We start from the raw sequence: 15,380 nt of genomic DNA on the forward strand, positions 1-15,380 counted from the left end.
TGTCGTGCACGGGTGCCGCTCGGGGCGGCGGTTCAGGCGGTGGGGGCGGGGGCCGGGGGCGGCCAGGGGGGCCGCGCGCCGCCGAGGAAGGAGGTGAGGACGAGCCGGCCGATGTCGCGGGGGGCCAGGTGGCCGTCGCGGACGCCCTCGGCGGCGGCGTCGAGCAGGCCCCACAGGGAGTACCAGATCCAGTAGGGCGGCAGGTCGGCGCGGACCCGCCCCAGGCTCTGGCCGAGGGCGAGGAAGGCGAGGGCCCGCCGGTCCTGGCGTTCCACGCCGGCGCGGAACGCGGGGTCCGCGAGGACGGTGGCGTCGCGCGTGGTGAACCCGTACAGGTGGGCCGCGGGCAGCAGGGCGACGACCAGCTCCTCCAGCGCGGCGTCGAAGGCGGCGCCGTCGGCGCCGGCCGCGTCGAGGTCCACGGGGGCCAGGCAGCCGTCGACCACGTGGATGGCGCGCACGGCGACCGCCTTGAGCAGGGCCTCGCGGGTGGCGTAGCGACGGCTCAGGGTGGCCCGACTGGTGCCGATGCCCGCCGCGATCTGCACCATCGAGGCGCTGTGGTCGCCGGCGAGGACACGCGCGGCGGCGTCGAGCAGTTCTTCTTCACGCATCACGGTGAGCCTCCTTCGCCTCGAACGATACATTTTTGTCTCACTCGACGCAAAGGTGGCTCATAAGCGGGGATGGTCGGGCGCACAGGAGCGGCCCCCGCGCCGGGGTGGCAGGGGGGCGGTGGACACGGTGCGGCCGGGTCCGGGGTGGGGTCCCGGTCCGCGCGGGCGTCAGTCCTCGCCGGCGGCGCGGGCGCGGGCGCCCGAGCGGGTGCGGGCGGCGGTGCGGGCCCGATCGGGGTGGCGGCGCACGTACTCCTCCTCCAGCTCCTTGAGCCGGTGCGAGTGCGTGGCCAGGGCTTCGTCGGACCCGTGCAGGAGGGTCTCGTGACGGGTGCGGTGGATGGTCTCCAGCTCCTTGAGCAGTCGACCGTCCTCCAGGTCGTTCGCCGCCGGTCCGTGCGTGTGCTCCGCCATGGCCACCACCTCCGCGTCCGTGGACCCTCTCGCCCCCATCCCAAGGTAAGCGGCCCCGTGGCGCACGGCCCGCCCGGCGGCGGCCGGCATCGGCCGTCCGGAGCGACGTCCGTCCTCCGGAGCGACGTCCGTCCTCCGGACCGGCCTCAGTCGTCGGGATCGGGCGCCGTCGGCGCGGGGGCCCGCTCCGGTCCGGCGTGGGCGCGCAGGGCGGTGCGCACCGACCAGACCACGGAGACCAGCGGGACCGCGACCACCGCCCCGACGACCCCCGCCGCGATGGTCCCCGCGATCACGGAGACGGCCACCACCAGCGGGTGGAGCCGCACCGCGCGGCTCATCACGAGCGGGTGCAACAGGTGCCCCTCGATCTGGCCGATGACCACGATCAGGGCGATCACCACGCCCGCGATCACCGGCCCCTTCGCGGCGAGCGCCACCACCGCGGCGATCGCGAGCGCGACCGGGGACCCCACGAGGGGCACGAACGCGGCGAAGAACTCCAGCAGCGCCAACGGGACGGCCAGCGGCACGCCGAGGAAGTACAGGGCCACCCCGACCAGGACGGCGTTGGTCGCGGCGACCACCACGATCCCGTGGGTGTACCCGGTGAAGGTACGCCAGGCCGCCCGACCGCCGACGTCCACCCGCCCCCGCGCCCCCTCGGGCAGTTCGGAGCAGAACCAGGACCACTGCCGCTCCCCGCCGTGCAGGAAGAGGACGGCGGAGAAGACGGCCAGGGCCAGCACCGTGAGCACCTCGACGACGTGCCCGGCGCCGCTCAGCGCCCTGCCGATCAGCGTCGAGCGGTGGCTCGACAGGTAGGCGCCGATGTGGGACTGGAGGTCGGACAGCGCCCCCGGGTTCACCCGGAACGGCGGCCCGGCCAGCCACGCCTCGATGCCCGCCAGCCCCTCGCGGAACTCCCGGACCAGGGTGGCGCTCTCCCCCGCCACCGCCTCGCCGACCAGGGAGAGCACGCCGAGGACCAGCACCGCGCTGCCGAGCAGGCTCACCGCGACCGCGAGGGGGCGGGGCAGGACGCGGGCGAGGCGCCGGGTGGGGACGGCGAGCAGGGCGGTGACCACGAGCCCCAGGAAGAGCGCCACCCCGATCTCGTGGAAGCGGCCCAGCACCGCGAACACCGCGTAGACGGCGACGCCGACGACCAGCAGGCGCCAGGCGTAGGCGGCGGCCGTGCGCAGGAACGGGGACACCGGCGGCATGGTCCATGGCTGCCACGCGGGGCGCGCCCTGCCACGCGCGGGGCCGCGCATTCGTCCGTCCGGGGCGAAAAACGGTTTGCTCCCCCCTTGGGCGAACCCGCACGATGGCCCGTTGTGAGTACCTCCCGTTTCGCCGCCGTTTTGCCTGATCTCGCCCCGTGGCGATCCAGTCGGGACTTCCGCCTGTTGTTCTACCAGGGCACGGTCACCTTCTTCGGTTCGTTCATGGCGATGATCGCGCTGCCGCTCCAGATCAAGCACATGACCGACTCGCCGCTCGCGGTCGGCGCGATGGGCGCGGTCGAGCTGGTACCGCTGGTGGTCTGCGGGCTCTACGGAGGCGCGCTCGCCGACGCCGTCGACCGGCGGCGGCTGATCCTGCTGACGGAGGCGGGCCTCGGCGTCCTGGCACTGGTCCTGCTGGTGAACGCGCTGCTGCCGGACCCCCTGCTGTGGCCGCTGTACGTGGTGGCGGCCGGGGTGTCGGGGCTGACGGGGCTCCAGAGGCCGGCGCTGGACTCGCTGATGGCCCGCATCGTGCCCCACGACCAGCTGAGCGCCGCCGCCGCGCTCAACGGGCTGCGCTACCAGTTCGGGGCCATCGCCGGTCCGGCGCTGGCCGGCCTGGTGGTCGCGTACGCCGGTTACGCGTCGGCCTACGCGGTGACGGTCGCCGGGTTCCTGGTGTCCGTCGTGCTGTGCACGCGGCTGCGACCGGCGCCGCCGGTCAAGGGCGGCGAACGGCCCTCGCTGCGGGGCATCGCCGAGGGCGCCCGCTACGCCTGGAGCCGTCCGGTCCTGCTCGGTACGTACGCCGTCGACCTGGCGGCGATGTTCTTCGCGTTCCCGAACACGATCCTGCCGTTCCTCGCGGACGAGCTGGACGCGGTGTGGGCCCTGGGCCTGATGTACTCGGCCGGGGCCGTGGGTTCGCTGGTGCTGGGCATGACCAGCGGATGGGTGTCGCGGGTGCGGCGCCACGGCCTGCTGGTGGTTTTCGGCGCGACGGCGTGGGGCCTGGCGATCGCGGCCGCCGGCTGGTTCCACGGGATCTGGTGGGTGCTGCTGTGCCTCGCGATCGCGGGAGCGGGCGACATGCTCAGCGGCCTGGGCCGGGCGACGATCTGGAACCAGACGATCCCGGAGGAGCTGCGCGGTCGGCTCGCCGGCATCGAGGTGCTCTCGTACAGCGTCGGCCCGCAGCTCGGCCAGGTCCGGGCGGGCACCATGGCCGGCTGGACGGGCACCCGGCCCGCGTTCTGGAGCGGCGGTCTCGCCTGCGTGGCGTCGGTGGCGGTCCTGGCCGCGCTGCTGCCGAAGCTGATCTCCTACGACGCGGACACGGACGAGGACGCGCTGCGCCGCCGGGCCGCCCGCGCGGACGAGGAGAACGACGAGGAGAACGAGGAGAACGCCGTCACGGCCGGCTGACCCGGGACCGCGGGACCGCGCACGCCGCCCGAACGGCGGTGTTCGCGGTGCGCGGTCCCGGCCCTCCCGGGAGGGTGACGGCATGGGGTCATGGTGGTACCGCAACATCCTGGAGCCGGGCAAACTGCCGCTGTTGCTGGCACTGTCCGCGTTCGTCGTGACCTTCGCCGTGACCCGGGTCATCACCCGGATGATCCGGGCCGGCAAGGGCCCCTTCCGCAACGTCACGCCGGGCGGCCTGCACGTGCACCACGCCGTCCCCGGGGTGATCCTCATGACCGTGGGCGGTTTCACCGCCATCGGGGGCGGCCGGACGGGGTGGGGTTCGGCGGTCGCGGCGGTGCTCTTCGGCATGGGGACGGGCCTCGTCCTGGACGAGTTCGCGCTGATCCTGCACCTGAGCGACGTCTACTGGACGAAGGAGGGCACGCTCAGCGTCGAGGTCGTCATCATGACCTCCGCCCTGGCCTCCCTGCTGCTGTGCGGGTTCCTCCCGTTGGGGGTGGACGGTCTGACCCCGGACCAGGAACAGAACCGGCTGACGGCCACGGGCACCGTGGTGCTCAACCTGCTGTTGGCGATCGTCGCCCTGTTCAAGGGAAAACCGCGGATGGCGGTCCTCGGGGTCGTCGTTCCGCTGATCGCCCTGGTGGCGGCGGTGCGTCTGGCACGGCCGGTGTCCCCGTGGGCGCGCCGGTTCTACCGACGGCGCCACCGGGCACGGGCCCGGAGCATGCGGCGGGCCTACCGGCACGACCGGCGCTGGACCGGCCTGCGCCGCCGGGTCGAGTACCTGATCGGCGGGGCGCCGAGCCACTAGCCCACGCGCCCCCGGGGTCGCCGGGGGGCGCGTGGCCGAGGTCAGACTCCGGCGGGGGCGGGGGTCTCGTCGAGCTCCCACGCGTGCCGCTTGAACTCGCGGCGGAAGTCGGCGTGGTCCTCCCACTGGCGGGCGATCCCGCGCAGGACGTCCCAGTGGTGCTCGACGGACTGGTCGATGACGGCGCGGGTGCGCCCCTCGGCCGTCGCCCGCCGCTCGATGAGGCCCTTGACCGCCGAGGCCTCCAGGACGCTGTTGCGCAGGGCGCGCAGCGCGCGGGAGGTGTCGTCCATCGCGAAGCCGCTGTCGCTTCCGCTCTCCGCCGCGAACAGCGGGGTGAGCCGCGCCTCGATGAACGCGGTGATCCGCTCGAAGTGCTGGACGTCCATCAGGGTTCTCCCTTTCCCGCCGCCCCGGCGCGATGCGCGGGAGCGGCTCGTCGAAGCGGCCCGGGGGCCGGACCACGTGCAGGATACGAGGTGGTCCGGGGCGCTCGTGCCGGCGGTGCGCGGCGCTGCTCCGCGGTCAGAGCGGGTCGACGACGGCGAGGACGGGCGGGGCGGGCGAGGTGTGGCGGTGACCGCAGGGCTCGAAGACCAACACCACCGGCTCACCGGGCCGCTGACGCCACGAGATCCGCTCCGGCGTGCCGGCGCAGCGCGGGCAGGAGGGCAGCGGACTCGGCGGCCCCGGCCGGGTCCGACACTCGGGCAGGGCCGTGAGCGTCGGCGGCGCGGTGTGCGGGTCACGCATGGGGGCTCCCTGGTCCGGAAGTGGCACTCCAGGCACTGTGCCATGACCGGAGCCCTCCGCGCACGGGCGAATCATCCAGTGTTCTGGCTGGTCAGGCCGTGCGCACCAGGGCCGATCCGGTCTTCTGGGGGCACTTGGTGATCAAGTGCTCCTCCGTCCCGCCTCGACCAGGCCCGATTCGTACGCGGCGATGACCGCCTGGGCCCGGTCGCGGACGCCGAGCTTGCCGAAGACACCGGTGAGGTGGTTCTTGACGGTGGAGACGCTGATGTCCAGTTCGCCGGCGATGGCCGCGTTGTCGTGCCCGGTGGCCAGCAGCCGCCAGATCTCCAGTTCGCGCGGGGTGAGTCCGGCGGGTACGTCGGTCGGGGCGGTCGGGGTCTCGCGGCGGCCGGACCGTACGTAGGTGGAGAGGAGGCGGGTCAACAGGCGCGGCGCGACGGCGGCCTCGCCGGTGTGGACGGTGTGGACGGCGTCGATCAGCTCCTCCGGGGAGACGTCCTTGGGCAGGAAGCCGTGGGCGCCGGCGCGCAGCGCGGCGACGACGTACTCGTCCATGTCGAAGGTGCTCAGGGCCAGGACCCGGGAGGCGGGCAGGGTGCGGGCCAGTTCGGCGGTGGCGCCCACCCCGTCCAGGACCGGCATGCGGATGTCCATGACGACCACGTCGGGGGTCAGCCGGCCGGCCAGTGCGACGGCCTCGGCGCCGTCGGCCGCCTCCCCGACGACCTCGATGTCCGGGGCGGGCGCCAGGATCAGCGCGAGGCCGCGCCGGACCAGCGGCTGGTCGTCCGCTATGAGTACGCGGATCATCGGCGGGTCTCCTCTGCTTCGGGGGAGCCCGCTCCGAGCGCCACCGGGATGCGGGCCGCGACCAGGAAGCCGCCGTCGCGGTGCGGGGCGGCCTCCAGGGTCCCGCCCTGGAGGGCCACGCGTTCGCGCATGCCGATCAGACCGTATCCCCCGCCGGGTGCGGGGCGTGCGGCCGGTGGACGCCGGGGCGACGCGGCGGGCGGGCCGTCGTCGCGGACCTCGACGGTGACCCCGTCCGGGCGGTATGTCAACCGGACGCGGGCGCGGGCGCCGACGGCGTGCTTGCGGGCGTTGGTCAGCGCCTCCTGCACGACGCGGAACACCGTCAGGCCGACGGTCGGCGGCAGGGCGCGCACCCGGCCGACGACGCTGAACTCGGTGTCCATGCCGGCCAGGCGGGACTCGGTGACGATCCGGTCGAGGTCGGCGGTGCCGGGCTGCGGGGCGGGCGGGGTCCGCTCGGGTTCCTCCCCGGCCCGCAGTACGTCGAGCAGTTGGCGCATCTCGCCGAGGGCCATGCGGCCGGATCCCTCCAGGGTGACGAGGGCCTCCCGGGCGGCCTCGGGGTCGTGCGCCAGGTTGGCGCGGGCCCCGCCCGCCATCAGCTGCATGGTGGTGATGTGGTGGGCCACGATGTCGTGGAGCTCGCGGGCGATGCGCCGGCGCTCCTCGGCGACGGCGCGGTCGGCGAGGAGCATCCGGTTGGCCTCGACCTCGCGCTGCCGGTGGTTCATGGCGACGGCGCACAGGACGACGAGGGACGCGGCGACGGCGGCCCCGAGCGGGATCCAGACGTCGCCGATGTCGTGTTCGCGGCCGAGCAGCGGCAGCGGTACGGCCGCGAGGGCGCCGAGGGCGACGGCGGCGGGCCGGCGGGAGCGGGCCAGCGTGAACAGGGACACGGCCATGGTGAGGGTGAAGCTCGGGGTGACCGGGGAGACCAGGTTCAACACCACGCCCAGGGCGACCACAGCCGTGTGCACGAGGGCGGGGTGCCGGCGGCGCAGCAGCAGGGTCAGCGAGGAGAGCAGCACGACGAGGATCGCCGCCGGGGTGAGGGGCGGGCTGTCGCCGCTGCTGCCGGCCGAGAGGCCGAGCAGGTCGACGGCGGCGGCGCCCACCGCCACCAGCGCGTCGTTTCGTGTCCACGTCAGCCCGTCGACGCGTATGCCCATCCTGGCCGGTCCTCCCCCGCGGGCCGCCGTCGCCGGGTGGTCCCCGGACGGCCGCGCGGCCGGTCTCCTGGACCCATTGTGGCATCGGGCGCGGCGCCGGCGACGGGCCCCCGGGAGGGCCGTGGACCAGGACTGCGGTCCTGGTCGGGGGCGGTGTGCGGACCTCGGTCCCGGCGGGGAAGTCGTCCTGTGCCGGGATGTCGCGCGGCCCGCGCGCTGATGGTCTTGGGGGGTGCCGGGTCACGCCGGTGGACGACTCACAGACCGGAGGAAAAAGTGATCCGCGCCCTGACGGGATGCTCGACGAGGAATCCGTGGAAGGTGATCGCCCTGTGGGCGGTCCTGGGCATCGGACTGTCCATCCTGGGGCAGGTGTTCGTCTTCCGGGCGACGCAGGCGGGCAACGCCGATTTCCTGCCGAGGAGTTACGACTCCGCCGCCGCGCTGCGGATCGCCGAGCAGAGCTTCGGCACCCGCCCGGACGCCGATCCGCTGACGGTCCTCGTCGCCCGGTCGGACGGGGCGAAGCTGTCGCCGGCCGACGAACGGCGCGTCGAGGAGCTGTCCGGGAAGCTGGGCCGTGACCGGATCACCATGCCGAGGGACCGGGAGGACCCGCCCTTCCTCCAGGACCACTCGCAGGTACCGACGATCGGCGCCGGCATGACCGCTCCGGACCGGTCCTTCCGCCTGCTGTCGGTGGAGTTCGTCGGCAACCCGCAGGATCCGGGGGTCCAGGGCGTCTACCGGGCCTTCCGGGACCACGCCCGGGACGTGTTCCGCGAGGCGGGGCTGCGCACCGGCTTCACCGGCGGGCTCGCGAGCGGGGTGGACACCGCCGATGCCGAGAAGACCCGGACGATGGTGGTCGGCATCGCGATGACGGCCCTGATCGTGCTGCTGCACGTCCTGGTCTTCCGGAGCCTGGCGGCGGCGCTGCTGCCCCTGGTCGCGGTGGCGATCATCGGCGGCGGGGCGGCCGGCGCGGTGATCGGCGCCTCCCTGCTCACCGGGATCGACCTGGCCCCGTCCACCCCGGGGCTGATCAACGTCGTGCTGATCGGGATCGGCGTCGACTACTTCCTCTTCCTGCTGTTCCGCTTCCGCGAACAGCTGCGGCGCCACCCGGAGCAGTCGGGCCGCGAGGCCGCCGCGCTCGTCGCGGGCCGGGTCGGGACGGCCGTCACCTCGGCGGCGCTGACGATCGTGGCCGCGTTCGCCACGCTGGGGATCGCCTCCTTCGGCCAGTTCCGGGTGCTCGGTCCGGCCATCGCGGTGGCGGTGCTGGTGATGCTGCTGGGCAGCCTGACGCTGATGCCGGCGCTGCTGGCCGTCACCGGGCGCCGGATGTTCTGGCCCTCGCGCACCCTGCGCACCGCTCCCCGCGAGGGTTCGGCGGGCCGCCTGGGTCGACTGGTGGAGCGGCGTCCGGTGGCGCTGACCCTGGCCTCGGTGGCGGTGCTCGGGGCCCTCGCGGCGGGTCTGGTCGGGATGCGCGTGGACTACGGGCAGGGTGGCGCGGGCGGCGAACGCACCGCGGCCACGGAGACGGCGGCGGAGATCGCCCGCTCCCTGCCCGCCGGTGCCTCCGAGCCGGCCGGGGTGTTCGTACGGGCCACGGACGGGGCGCCGATGACCGAGCGTCGGGTGGCCGCGCTGGCCGGCGCGCTGGCCCGGGTACCGGGCGTGGGCCGGGTCTCCCCCACGGTGATCAGCGAGGACCGCGGGGCGGCCCGCATCGACCTGCTGCTGACGACCGCGCCGGGCACCCAGGAGTCCCGGGACCTGGTCTCCGGACCGGTCCGCGCGGCGGTACGGGCGAACGGGCCGGCCGGGACCGAGGCACATGTCGGCGGTACGGCCGCCGTGTTCGCCGACATCGCGGTGGCGGTCGACAAGGACCTCAAGGTGATCTTCCCGGTGGCGGCGGCCCTGATCGGGATCATCCTGCTGGCGCTGTTGCGGAGCCTGCTCGCGCCGGTGGTGCTGATGATCGCGGTCGGGCTCGGTTTCGCCGCCACGCTCGGGGCCTCGACCCTGGCGTTCCAGCACGTGCTGGGGCGGCCGGGCGTGGACTTCACCCTGCCGCTGGTGCTGTTCCTCTTCGTGGTGGCGCTGGGCACGGACTACAACATCCTGATCAGCGACCGGATCCGGGAGGAGATGGACCGGCCCGGTTCCGCCCGGGCGGCCGTCGGTCGGGCCGTGCGCCACACCGCCCCGGCGATCGCCACGGCGGGGCTGGTGCTGGCCGCCTCCTTCGGCAGCCTGGCCGTCAGCCCGCAACCCGGTACGCAGCAGGTCGGTTTCGCCACGGCCGTCGGCATCATGCTCTCCGCCTTCGTGCTGTCGATCGTGCTGGTGCCCGCCCTGGCCGCGCTGCTGGGCCGGTCCCTGTGGTGGCCGCTGCGCCCGCGCGCGCGGGACGGTGAGCACCACGCCCGCGCTCCGCACCCGGACCCGTACCGGAAGGGGGATCCGGAGCGGAGCCCGGAGCGGACGCCGGTCGGCTGAGCCGGGACGACGGGGGGCCGGGGCGGCAACGGGCCGGTACGGCAACGGGCCGGGGCGCGCGGGACCCTGAGGGGTCCGGCGCGCCCCGGCCCGTCGACCGGTCACGGCTCCGCTCCGGTCACGGCAGGTTCGCGACCTCCGGGTGGTCCTTCAACCAGTCCCGAACGGCCTGCTGCTCCTTGCCCTTGCCGGCCTGCTGGATCTTCGCCTCCAGGCCGGTCAGCCGCTCCTCGTCGAGCTTGAACGAGCGCAGCCAGGAGGCGATCTCGGGCTCGTCGGCGGCGAAGCCCTTGCGGGCCAGGGTGTGGATGCCGTCGCCCTTGCCCCAGACGCCCTTGGGGTCCTCCAGTTTGGTCAGGTCGTAGGAGGAGTACGCCCAGTGCGGGGACCACAGGACGGTCACGACGGGTTCCTTCTTGGCCTGGGCCCGCTGGAGTTCGGCGAGCATGCCCGGGGTGGAGCCGTCGACGACCTGGTACTCGCCCTCCAGGCCGTACTCCTTGAGGACCTTCTCCTTCAGGAGGGACATGGCGCCCGCGCTGGGTTCGATGCCGATGATGCGGCCCTTGAAGCGGTCGCCCTTGCCCTTGAGGTCGGCGAGGGAGCGGACGTCCTTCACGTACGAGGGCACGGACAGCTCGATGGAGGTGGGGCCGTACCAGGCGCCGAGGTCGTCCAGCTTGTCGCCGTACTTCTCCCAGTACTGCGCCTGGGTGACGGGCAGCCAGGCGTCGGTCTGGAAGTCGACCTGGCCGCCGGCGAGGCCGGTGAACAGGGCTCCGAGTTCCAGCTGCCGGGCGTCGACCCGAAAGCCCCGCCGCTCCAGCAGTTCCTTCCACAGGAAGGTCGAGGCGATGCCCTCGTCCCAGGGGATGTAGCCGATGCTGACGGTGCGGCCCTTGCCGACGTCCCCCTCGCCGCCCGCGCCGGCGGGCCGGTCGCCGGGGCCGCCGAAGGCGTTCAGGCCGCCGGCGACGAGGGAGAGGACGACGGCGGCGGTGACGGCGTGGGCGGGCTGGGGCCGGTGGTTCCACAGGCGGGCCCGACCGCTCGCGGCGGCCCGCGCGCGGGCCAGGGCGCGGCGGCCGAGGGGGGAGACCTGGCGGCCGAGGGCGCCCGTCATGCGGTCCAGGTACATGGCGAGGACCACGATGGACAGGCCGGCCTCGAAGCCGAGGCCGATGTCGACGCTGCCGATGGCGCGGTAGACGGCTCCGCCGAGGCCTCCGCCGCCGACCATGCCGGCGATGACGACCATGGACAGGCCGAGCATGATGACCTGGTTGACGCCGGCCATGATCGTCGGCAGCGCCAGCGGGAGCTGGACGCGCACGAGGGTCTCGCGGGGGGTCGTGCCGAAGGCGTCGGCCGCCTCGACCAGTTCGGAGTCGACCTGCCGGATGCCGAGTTCGGTCATCCGTACGCCCGGGGGCAGCGAGAAGATGATCGTGGCGATGATGCCGGGAACCACGCCGACGCCGAAGAAGATGATGCCCGGGATGAGGTAGACCATGGCGGGCATGGTCTGCATGAAGTCCAGGACCGGGCGCAGGACGGCGCTGACCCGCTCGGAGCGGGAGGCCCGGATGCCGAGCGGGATCGCGATGGCCAGGGTGACGAGGGTGGAGACCAGGACCAGGGAGAGGGTGGCCATGGCCTCCTCCCACAGGCCCAGGGAGTCCACGAGCGCGAAGCCCGCGAAGGCGAGCAGACCGGCGAGCAGACCGCGCAGCCACCAGGCGGCGACGGCGAGGATGCCGGCGAAGAGGAGGGGGGCGGGGGCGGACAGGACCGCGTCGACCCCGTCGTAGAGGCCGGCGACGAGGGCGCTGATGGTGTCGAACAGCCAGGACAGGTGTCGCTGGAGGAAGTCGACTCCGCCGTCCACCCAGGCTCCGAGGTGCAGGCGCGGCATCAGTGGGCCACCTCCCGGCGCGACCGGGGACCGGAATCGGGCCGCGGACCGGAATCGGGGGCGGCACCGGAATCGAGCCGGGGGCCCGGCAGGGAGCAGGCCATCGGGGGCCGTTGTTCGTCGCCGATGAAGGCGACGAGCCGGTCCTGGGGCACGGCGCCGAGGACGGCTCCGTCCTCGGCGGTGACGGCGACCGGGTGCGGGACGCGGGCGCTGACGGCGCACAGTTCGGCGAGCGGGGTGTCCACGGCGACCGTGGGGCAGCCGCAGGCCGCGACGTCCTCGGGGGCCTCGTCCATGACCGCGTCGGCGGTGAGGACCCGCGAGCGGTCGACGTCCTGGACGAAGGAGGCGACGTAGTCGTCGGCGGGGCGGGTGAGGATCTCCTCGGGGGTGCCCTGCTGGACGACGCGGCCGTCGCGCATGACGGCGACGGTGTCGCCCAGGCGCATGGCCTCGCCGAGGTCGTGGGTGATGAAGACGATGGTCTTGCGCAGGGTCCGCTGGAGTTCGAGGAGCTGGTCCTGCATGTCGCGGCGGATCAGCGGGTCCAGGGCGCTGAAGGACTCGTCCATGAGGAGCAGGTCCGCGTCGGTGGCCAGGGCGCGGGCGAGTCCCACGCGCTGCTGCATGCCGCCGGAGAGTTCGTCGGGCCAGGAGTTCTCCCAGCCGCCGAGCCCGCACAGCGCCAGCGCCTCGGCGGCCCGGCGTTCGCGCTCGGCCCGGGGGACGCCCTGGACCTCCAGACCGTAGGCGGCGTTGGCCAGGACGTCGCGGTGCGGGAACAGCGCGAAGTGCTGGAACACCATGGAGATCCGGGTGGACCGTACGCGGCGCAGTTCGCGCGCGCTCAGGGTCGTGAGGTCCTCCCCGTCGAAGAGGACGCGGCCGGAGGTGGGTTCGAGGAGTCCGTTGAGCATGCGCAGGAGGGTGGACTTGCCGGAGCCCGACAGCCCCATGACGACGAAGATCCGGCCGGGCTCGACGCGGAAGGAGGCGTCGATGACGGCCGCCGTCGTCCCCTCCTCGCGCAGCTCGTCGCGGCTCTTGCCGCCTTCGAGCGCGCGGACCGCGTCCCGCAGCCGGTCGGGTCGTCTTCCGAACACCTTGTAGACGTGTTCGGCCTGGAGCGTGGACACATGCACCTCGCGGGTCGTACCGGGTCCGGGCCGCCGCCGGGGCGGCGGTCCGCGGAGCGGGACGGGATCCGCCCGTCGTGCCGCGTCCGCGGCCTGTCGGCCTGCGGAGTACGCGGTTCCGCTCCAGCGGCCCGCATGCCCGGCCTTCGCGCGGGCAAACGGCGAGGTGACCCACCTCACGCGGAGAGCGGCGGGCCGTCGTCCAGCATCGAGGCCCGCAGGTGGGCGAGGAGGCGGGTGAGCAGGCGCGAGACCTGCATCTGGGAGATGCCGAGGACGGCGCCGATCTGGGCCTGGGTCAGCTCCTCGCCGAAGCGCATCGAGAGCATGTGCCGCTCGCGGTCGGTGAGCCGTTCCAGCAGCGGGGCGAGGGTCTGGACGTCCTCGACCAGCTCCAGGGCGGGCTCCTCCTCGCCCATGACCTCGGCGAGGGTGTGACCTTCGGCACGGCCGTCGCCCTGTTCGCCGTGCGGGGCGTCGAGGGAGCCGCTGGTGTGCCCGTTGGCGGCGACGAGGCCCTCCACGACCTCCTCGTCGGTGAGGTCGAGGTGCGCGGCGAGGTCGGCGACGGTGGGCGAGCGGTCGAGCCGGACGGTCAGCTCCTCCTTCGCCTTGGCGATGTCGATGCGCAGTTCCTGGAGCCGTCGCGGGACGCGCACGGCCCAGGTGGTGTCACGGAAGTGGCGCTTGATCTCGCCGGTGATGTACGGCATGGCGAGGGTGGAGAACTCGTTCTCGCGGGCCGGGTCGAACCGGTCGATGGCCTTGATCAGGCCGATGGTGCCGACCTGGACGATGTCCTCGATGTCCCCGGCCTCGCCGCGGGCGCGGAAGCGGCGCACGGCGAACTGGACGAGCGAGGCGTTCATCTCGATGAGCGTGTTGCGGACGTACTGGTACTCCGGAGTGCCCTCGTCGAGTGCGCGCAGGCGCAGGAAGAAGACCTTCGACAGCTCGCGGGCGTCCGCGGGGGCCACTTCCCGGGGCTCGTCGATCCGCGGCAGGCCGGCCCGGTGGGCCGCGGCCTCGGCGGCGCGGCGGGGGGCGGGCAGGGCGGCGACGCGGGGGTCGGCGGTGTCACGGGTGTCGGGGTCGACGGTATGGGACAGGGGGGCGGGTACCGGCATGGGGTTCGCTCCTTGGGCTGGTCGGCTTGCGGCGCGGGACCTTGACTCCGGTCGACTCTGTACCCCTTCCGCGCGTACGTCAAGAAATACAGGAAATGGATTTCACGTCTTGTGTCACAGGAATCACATGACGCAGGATGTCCGCATGGGGAGCACACCACGCAGACAGAACTGGACATTTCTGACTAACCACGCACGCGTTCTGGTGACGATCGCGCGCGACCCCGCCGTGCGGCTGAGGGACGTCGCGGTGGTGTGCGGACTCACCGAACGGACGGTCCAGACGATCGTGGCCGACCTGGAGACGGACGGCTACCTGCGGCGCGTGCGCGACGGCCGGCGCAACCGCTACGAGATCTCCCCCGGCGCCGTGTTCCGTCACCCCGCCGAGGCGGGCGTCCAGGTGGCCGGCCTCCTGGCCCTGCTCACCGGCGCGCCCGCCGCCGAACAGCCGGCCGGCTCGGCGCCACCGGCGCCGTACGCGCCACACGCGCCGCATACGCAGGAGGCGCCACAGGCTCAGGAGGCCGCGCCGGCGCCGGAGGTCCCGACCGGCGCCCCGGTCGCCGCCCCCCTCGTCGAGCCGTCGGCGTAGGTCCGCGCGCGCCGTGCCTCAGGTGACGCGGAACCCGATCGTGGCCGGTTCGCGGTGGAAGGTGAGCCGGTCCCAGGTGGGGAAGGCCAGGTCCGTGACGGCGAGCAGCCTGCCGGAGACGTCGTGCAGGGTGCGGCGTACGGACAGTCCGCAGGCGGGGGCCGGCGCGGCGGGGTGGCTCGTGCGGGTCATCGTGATGGTCTCGGCGGTGCGACCGCGCGCGGTCGCCCGCTCCAGCCAGCGGTGCAGCGGCCGCAGGTCCTCGTCCCGGGCCGCCGCGGCGCGGTCGAGGTAGGGCGCCAGCTCCGGCGCCCCCCGGACCACGCGCGGGCAGAGGTACGTCACCGCGTGCTGGAGCGTCTCGCCGGCCGGGCCGTACGCCCGCTGGTGGTGGACCAGGGTCACCGCCCCGCCGCTCATGCCGAGCAGGGTGGCGAGCGAGGGCGGCACCGTGACGAGGGCGAGCCGGGAGCGGATGGGCACGGCCGGCGCCGCGTACGGGACGGTGCCGTCGGACGCGCTCGGCGAACGGCGCGGCGCCTCCTCTGCGGCGACCGCGCGGGTGCCGCGGCGGCCGGTGACGATGAGGCCGTCGGCGCGCAGTTGCTGGAGGGCCGCGCGGACGGTCTGCCGGTTGACCCCGTAACGGGCGGCCAGCGTGCGCTCCGAGGGGAGTCGGCCGTCACAGGCGTGTGCGGCGTGGTCGAGTTCTTCCCGTAGCGCCGCGGCGATCCGCTGGTACTTGGGCATGGCGGCCGGGCCGCCGCCCCGCGAAGGGGAGGGCATGGCTTCTCCTCTGACGGGTGGTCAAGGACTGCGCGGTCTGCCCGACCAACCTAGC

Annotated in this window: 14 protein-coding genes and 1 pseudogene; 4 read left to right on the top strand and 11 right to left on the bottom strand. The window is 74.0% G+C overall.

Going from position 1 to position 15,380, the window contains the following annotated elements; genetic code table 11:
• Positions 1-32 precede the first annotated feature (32 nt).
• From ACZ6ZI_RS29750 to ACZ6ZI_RS29760, 3 genes are all read right to left on the bottom strand, one after another.
• A complete protein-coding gene (locus tag ACZ6ZI_RS29750) occupies positions 33-614 on the bottom strand; it encodes a TetR/AcrR family transcriptional regulator (RefSeq protein WP_469526154.1) in 582 nt (193 codons plus the stop codon).
• A gap of 171 nt (positions 615-785) precedes the next feature.
• Positions 786-1,031: a DUF6158 family protein gene (locus ACZ6ZI_RS29755; protein ID WP_363060276.1), complete on the bottom strand. Its 246-nt coding sequence runs from the start codon at positions 1,029-1,031 to the stop codon at positions 786-788.
• Between the two features lie 146 nt (positions 1,032-1,177).
• Positions 1,178-2,257: an AI-2E family transporter gene (locus ACZ6ZI_RS29760; RefSeq protein WP_469525887.1), complete on the bottom strand. Its 1,080-nt coding sequence runs from the start codon at positions 2,255-2,257 to the stop codon at positions 1,178-1,180.
• A gap of 114 nt (positions 2,258-2,371) precedes the next feature.
• On the opposite strand from ACZ6ZI_RS29760, the gene ACZ6ZI_RS29765 reads away from it, so the two are divergent.
• Together ACZ6ZI_RS29765 and ACZ6ZI_RS29770 are read left to right on the top strand one after the other, a co-directional pair.
• Entirely contained in the window at positions 2,372-3,688 is a 1,317-nt protein-coding gene (locus tag ACZ6ZI_RS29765; protein WP_469525890.1) for an MFS transporter, read from the top strand.
• An 82-nt stretch (positions 3,689-3,770) separates the two neighbouring features.
• A complete protein-coding gene (locus ACZ6ZI_RS29770; RefSeq protein WP_469525891.1) occupies positions 3,771-4,508 on the top strand; it encodes a hypothetical protein in 738 nt (245 codons plus the stop codon).
• Positions 4,509-4,549: 41 nt separating this feature from the next.
• Here ACZ6ZI_RS29770 and ACZ6ZI_RS29775 read toward each other — a convergent pair whose 3' ends face one another.
• From ACZ6ZI_RS29775 to ACZ6ZI_RS29790, 4 genes are all read right to left on the bottom strand, one after another.
• Positions 4,550-4,897 (bottom strand): hypothetical protein, encoded by a 348-nt coding sequence (locus ACZ6ZI_RS29775; RefSeq protein WP_469525892.1) that lies wholly within the window; start codon positions 4,895-4,897, stop codon positions 4,550-4,552.
• A 136-nt stretch (positions 4,898-5,033) separates the two neighbouring features.
• Positions 5,034-5,261 (bottom strand): hypothetical protein, encoded by a 228-nt coding sequence (locus tag ACZ6ZI_RS29780; RefSeq protein WP_363060267.1) that lies wholly within the window; start codon positions 5,259-5,261, stop codon positions 5,034-5,036.
• A 141-nt stretch (positions 5,262-5,402) separates the two neighbouring features.
• Positions 5,403-6,074 carry a response regulator gene (locus ACZ6ZI_RS29785; RefSeq protein ID WP_469525895.1) on the bottom strand — a complete coding sequence of 224 codons (672 nt, stop codon included), beginning with the start codon at positions 6,072-6,074 and terminating at the stop codon, positions 5,403-5,405.
• Positions 6,071-7,249: a sensor histidine kinase gene (locus tag ACZ6ZI_RS29790; protein WP_469525898.1), complete on the bottom strand. Its 1,179-nt coding sequence runs from the start codon at positions 7,247-7,249 to the stop codon at positions 6,071-6,073. Before ACZ6ZI_RS29790 ends, ACZ6ZI_RS29785 begins: the two co-directional genes overlap by 4 nt.
• A 276-nt stretch (positions 7,250-7,525) precedes the next feature.
• Between ACZ6ZI_RS29790 and ACZ6ZI_RS29795 the strand changes: the two genes are divergently transcribed.
• Positions 7,526-9,763, top strand: a complete 2,238-nt coding sequence (locus ACZ6ZI_RS29795) for an MMPL family transporter (RefSeq protein WP_469525900.1) — start codon at positions 7,526-7,528, stop codon at positions 9,761-9,763.
• A 118-nt stretch (positions 9,764-9,881) separates the two neighbouring features.
• On the opposite strand, the gene ACZ6ZI_RS29800 is transcribed toward ACZ6ZI_RS29795, so the two are convergent.
• The 3 genes from ACZ6ZI_RS29800 to ACZ6ZI_RS29810 all read right to left on the bottom strand — a co-directional run bounded on the left by ACZ6ZI_RS29800 (position 9,882) and on the right by ACZ6ZI_RS29810 (position 13,944).
• The gene (locus ACZ6ZI_RS29800) at positions 9,882-11,678 is read right to left on the bottom strand and encodes an ABC transporter permease/substrate binding protein (protein ID WP_363060259.1); all 1,797 of its coding nucleotides are present in this window, start codon (positions 11,676-11,678) and stop codon (positions 9,882-9,884) included.
• On the bottom strand, positions 11,678-12,817 hold the full coding sequence (locus ACZ6ZI_RS29805) for a quaternary amine ABC transporter ATP-binding protein (protein WP_469526156.1): 1,140 nt from the start codon (positions 12,815-12,817) through the stop codon (positions 11,678-11,680). The genes ACZ6ZI_RS29800 and ACZ6ZI_RS29805 overlap by 1 nt, the downstream gene beginning before the upstream one ends.
• A gap of 176 nt (positions 12,818-12,993) precedes the next feature.
• The gene (locus tag ACZ6ZI_RS29810; RefSeq protein WP_469525903.1) at positions 12,994-13,944 is read right to left on the bottom strand and encodes a SigB/SigF/SigG family RNA polymerase sigma factor; all 951 of its coding nucleotides are present in this window, start codon (positions 13,942-13,944) and stop codon (positions 12,994-12,996) included.
• Between the two features lie 145 nt (positions 13,945-14,089).
• On the opposite strand from ACZ6ZI_RS29810, the pseudogene ACZ6ZI_RS29815 reads away from it, so the two are divergent.
• Positions 14,090-14,371: pseudogene (locus ACZ6ZI_RS29815) on the top strand (MarR family transcriptional regulator); the annotation flags it as partial.
• Positions 14,372-14,557: 186 nt separating this feature from the next.
• On the opposite strand, the gene ACZ6ZI_RS29820 reads toward ACZ6ZI_RS29815, so the two are convergent.
• On the bottom strand, positions 14,558-15,325 hold the full coding sequence (locus tag ACZ6ZI_RS29820; RefSeq protein ID WP_469525906.1) for a GntR family transcriptional regulator: 768 nt from the start codon (positions 15,323-15,325) through the stop codon (positions 14,558-14,560).
• Positions 15,326-15,380 lie beyond the last annotated feature (55 nt).

This window comes from Streptomyces sp. NPDC103540, from assembly GCF_055584445.1.

Coding starts and splice junctions, on each gene's coding strand:
- ACZ6ZI_RS29750 (WP_469526154.1), bottom strand. CDS start 614: ATGCGTGAAGAAGAACTGCTCGACGCCGCCGCGCGTGTCCTCGCCGGC.
- ACZ6ZI_RS29755 (WP_363060276.1), bottom strand. CDS start 1,031: ATGGCGGAGCACACGCACGGACCGGCGGCGAACGACCTGGAGGACGGT.
- ACZ6ZI_RS29760 (WP_469525887.1), bottom strand. CDS start 2,257: ATGCCGCCGGTGTCCCCGTTCCTGCGCACGGCCGCCGCCTACGCCTGG.
- ACZ6ZI_RS29770 (WP_469525891.1), top strand. CDS start 3,771: ATGGGGTCATGGTGGTACCGCAACATCCTGGAGCCGGGCAAACTGCCG.
- ACZ6ZI_RS29775 (WP_469525892.1), bottom strand. CDS start 4,897: ATGGACGTCCAGCACTTCGAGCGGATCACCGCGTTCATCGAGGCGCGG.
- ACZ6ZI_RS29780 (WP_363060267.1), bottom strand. CDS start 5,261: ATGCGTGACCCGCACACCGCGCCGCCGACGCTCACGGCCCTGCCCGAG.
- ACZ6ZI_RS29785 (WP_469525895.1), bottom strand. CDS start 6,074: ATGATCCGCGTACTCATAGCGGACGACCAGCCGCTGGTCCGGCGCGGC.
- ACZ6ZI_RS29790 (WP_469525898.1), bottom strand. CDS start 7,249: ATGGGCATACGCGTCGACGGGCTGACGTGGACACGAAACGACGCGCTG.
- ACZ6ZI_RS29800 (WP_363060259.1), bottom strand. CDS start 11,678: ATGCCGCGCCTGCACCTCGGAGCCTGGGTGGACGGCGGAGTCGACTTC.
- ACZ6ZI_RS29810 (WP_469525903.1), bottom strand. CDS start 13,944: ATGCCGGTACCCGCCCCCCTGTCCCATACCGTCGACCCCGACACCCGT.
- ACZ6ZI_RS29820 (WP_469525906.1), bottom strand. CDS start 15,325: ATGCCCTCCCCTTCGCGGGGCGGCGGCCCGGCCGCCATGCCCAAGTAC.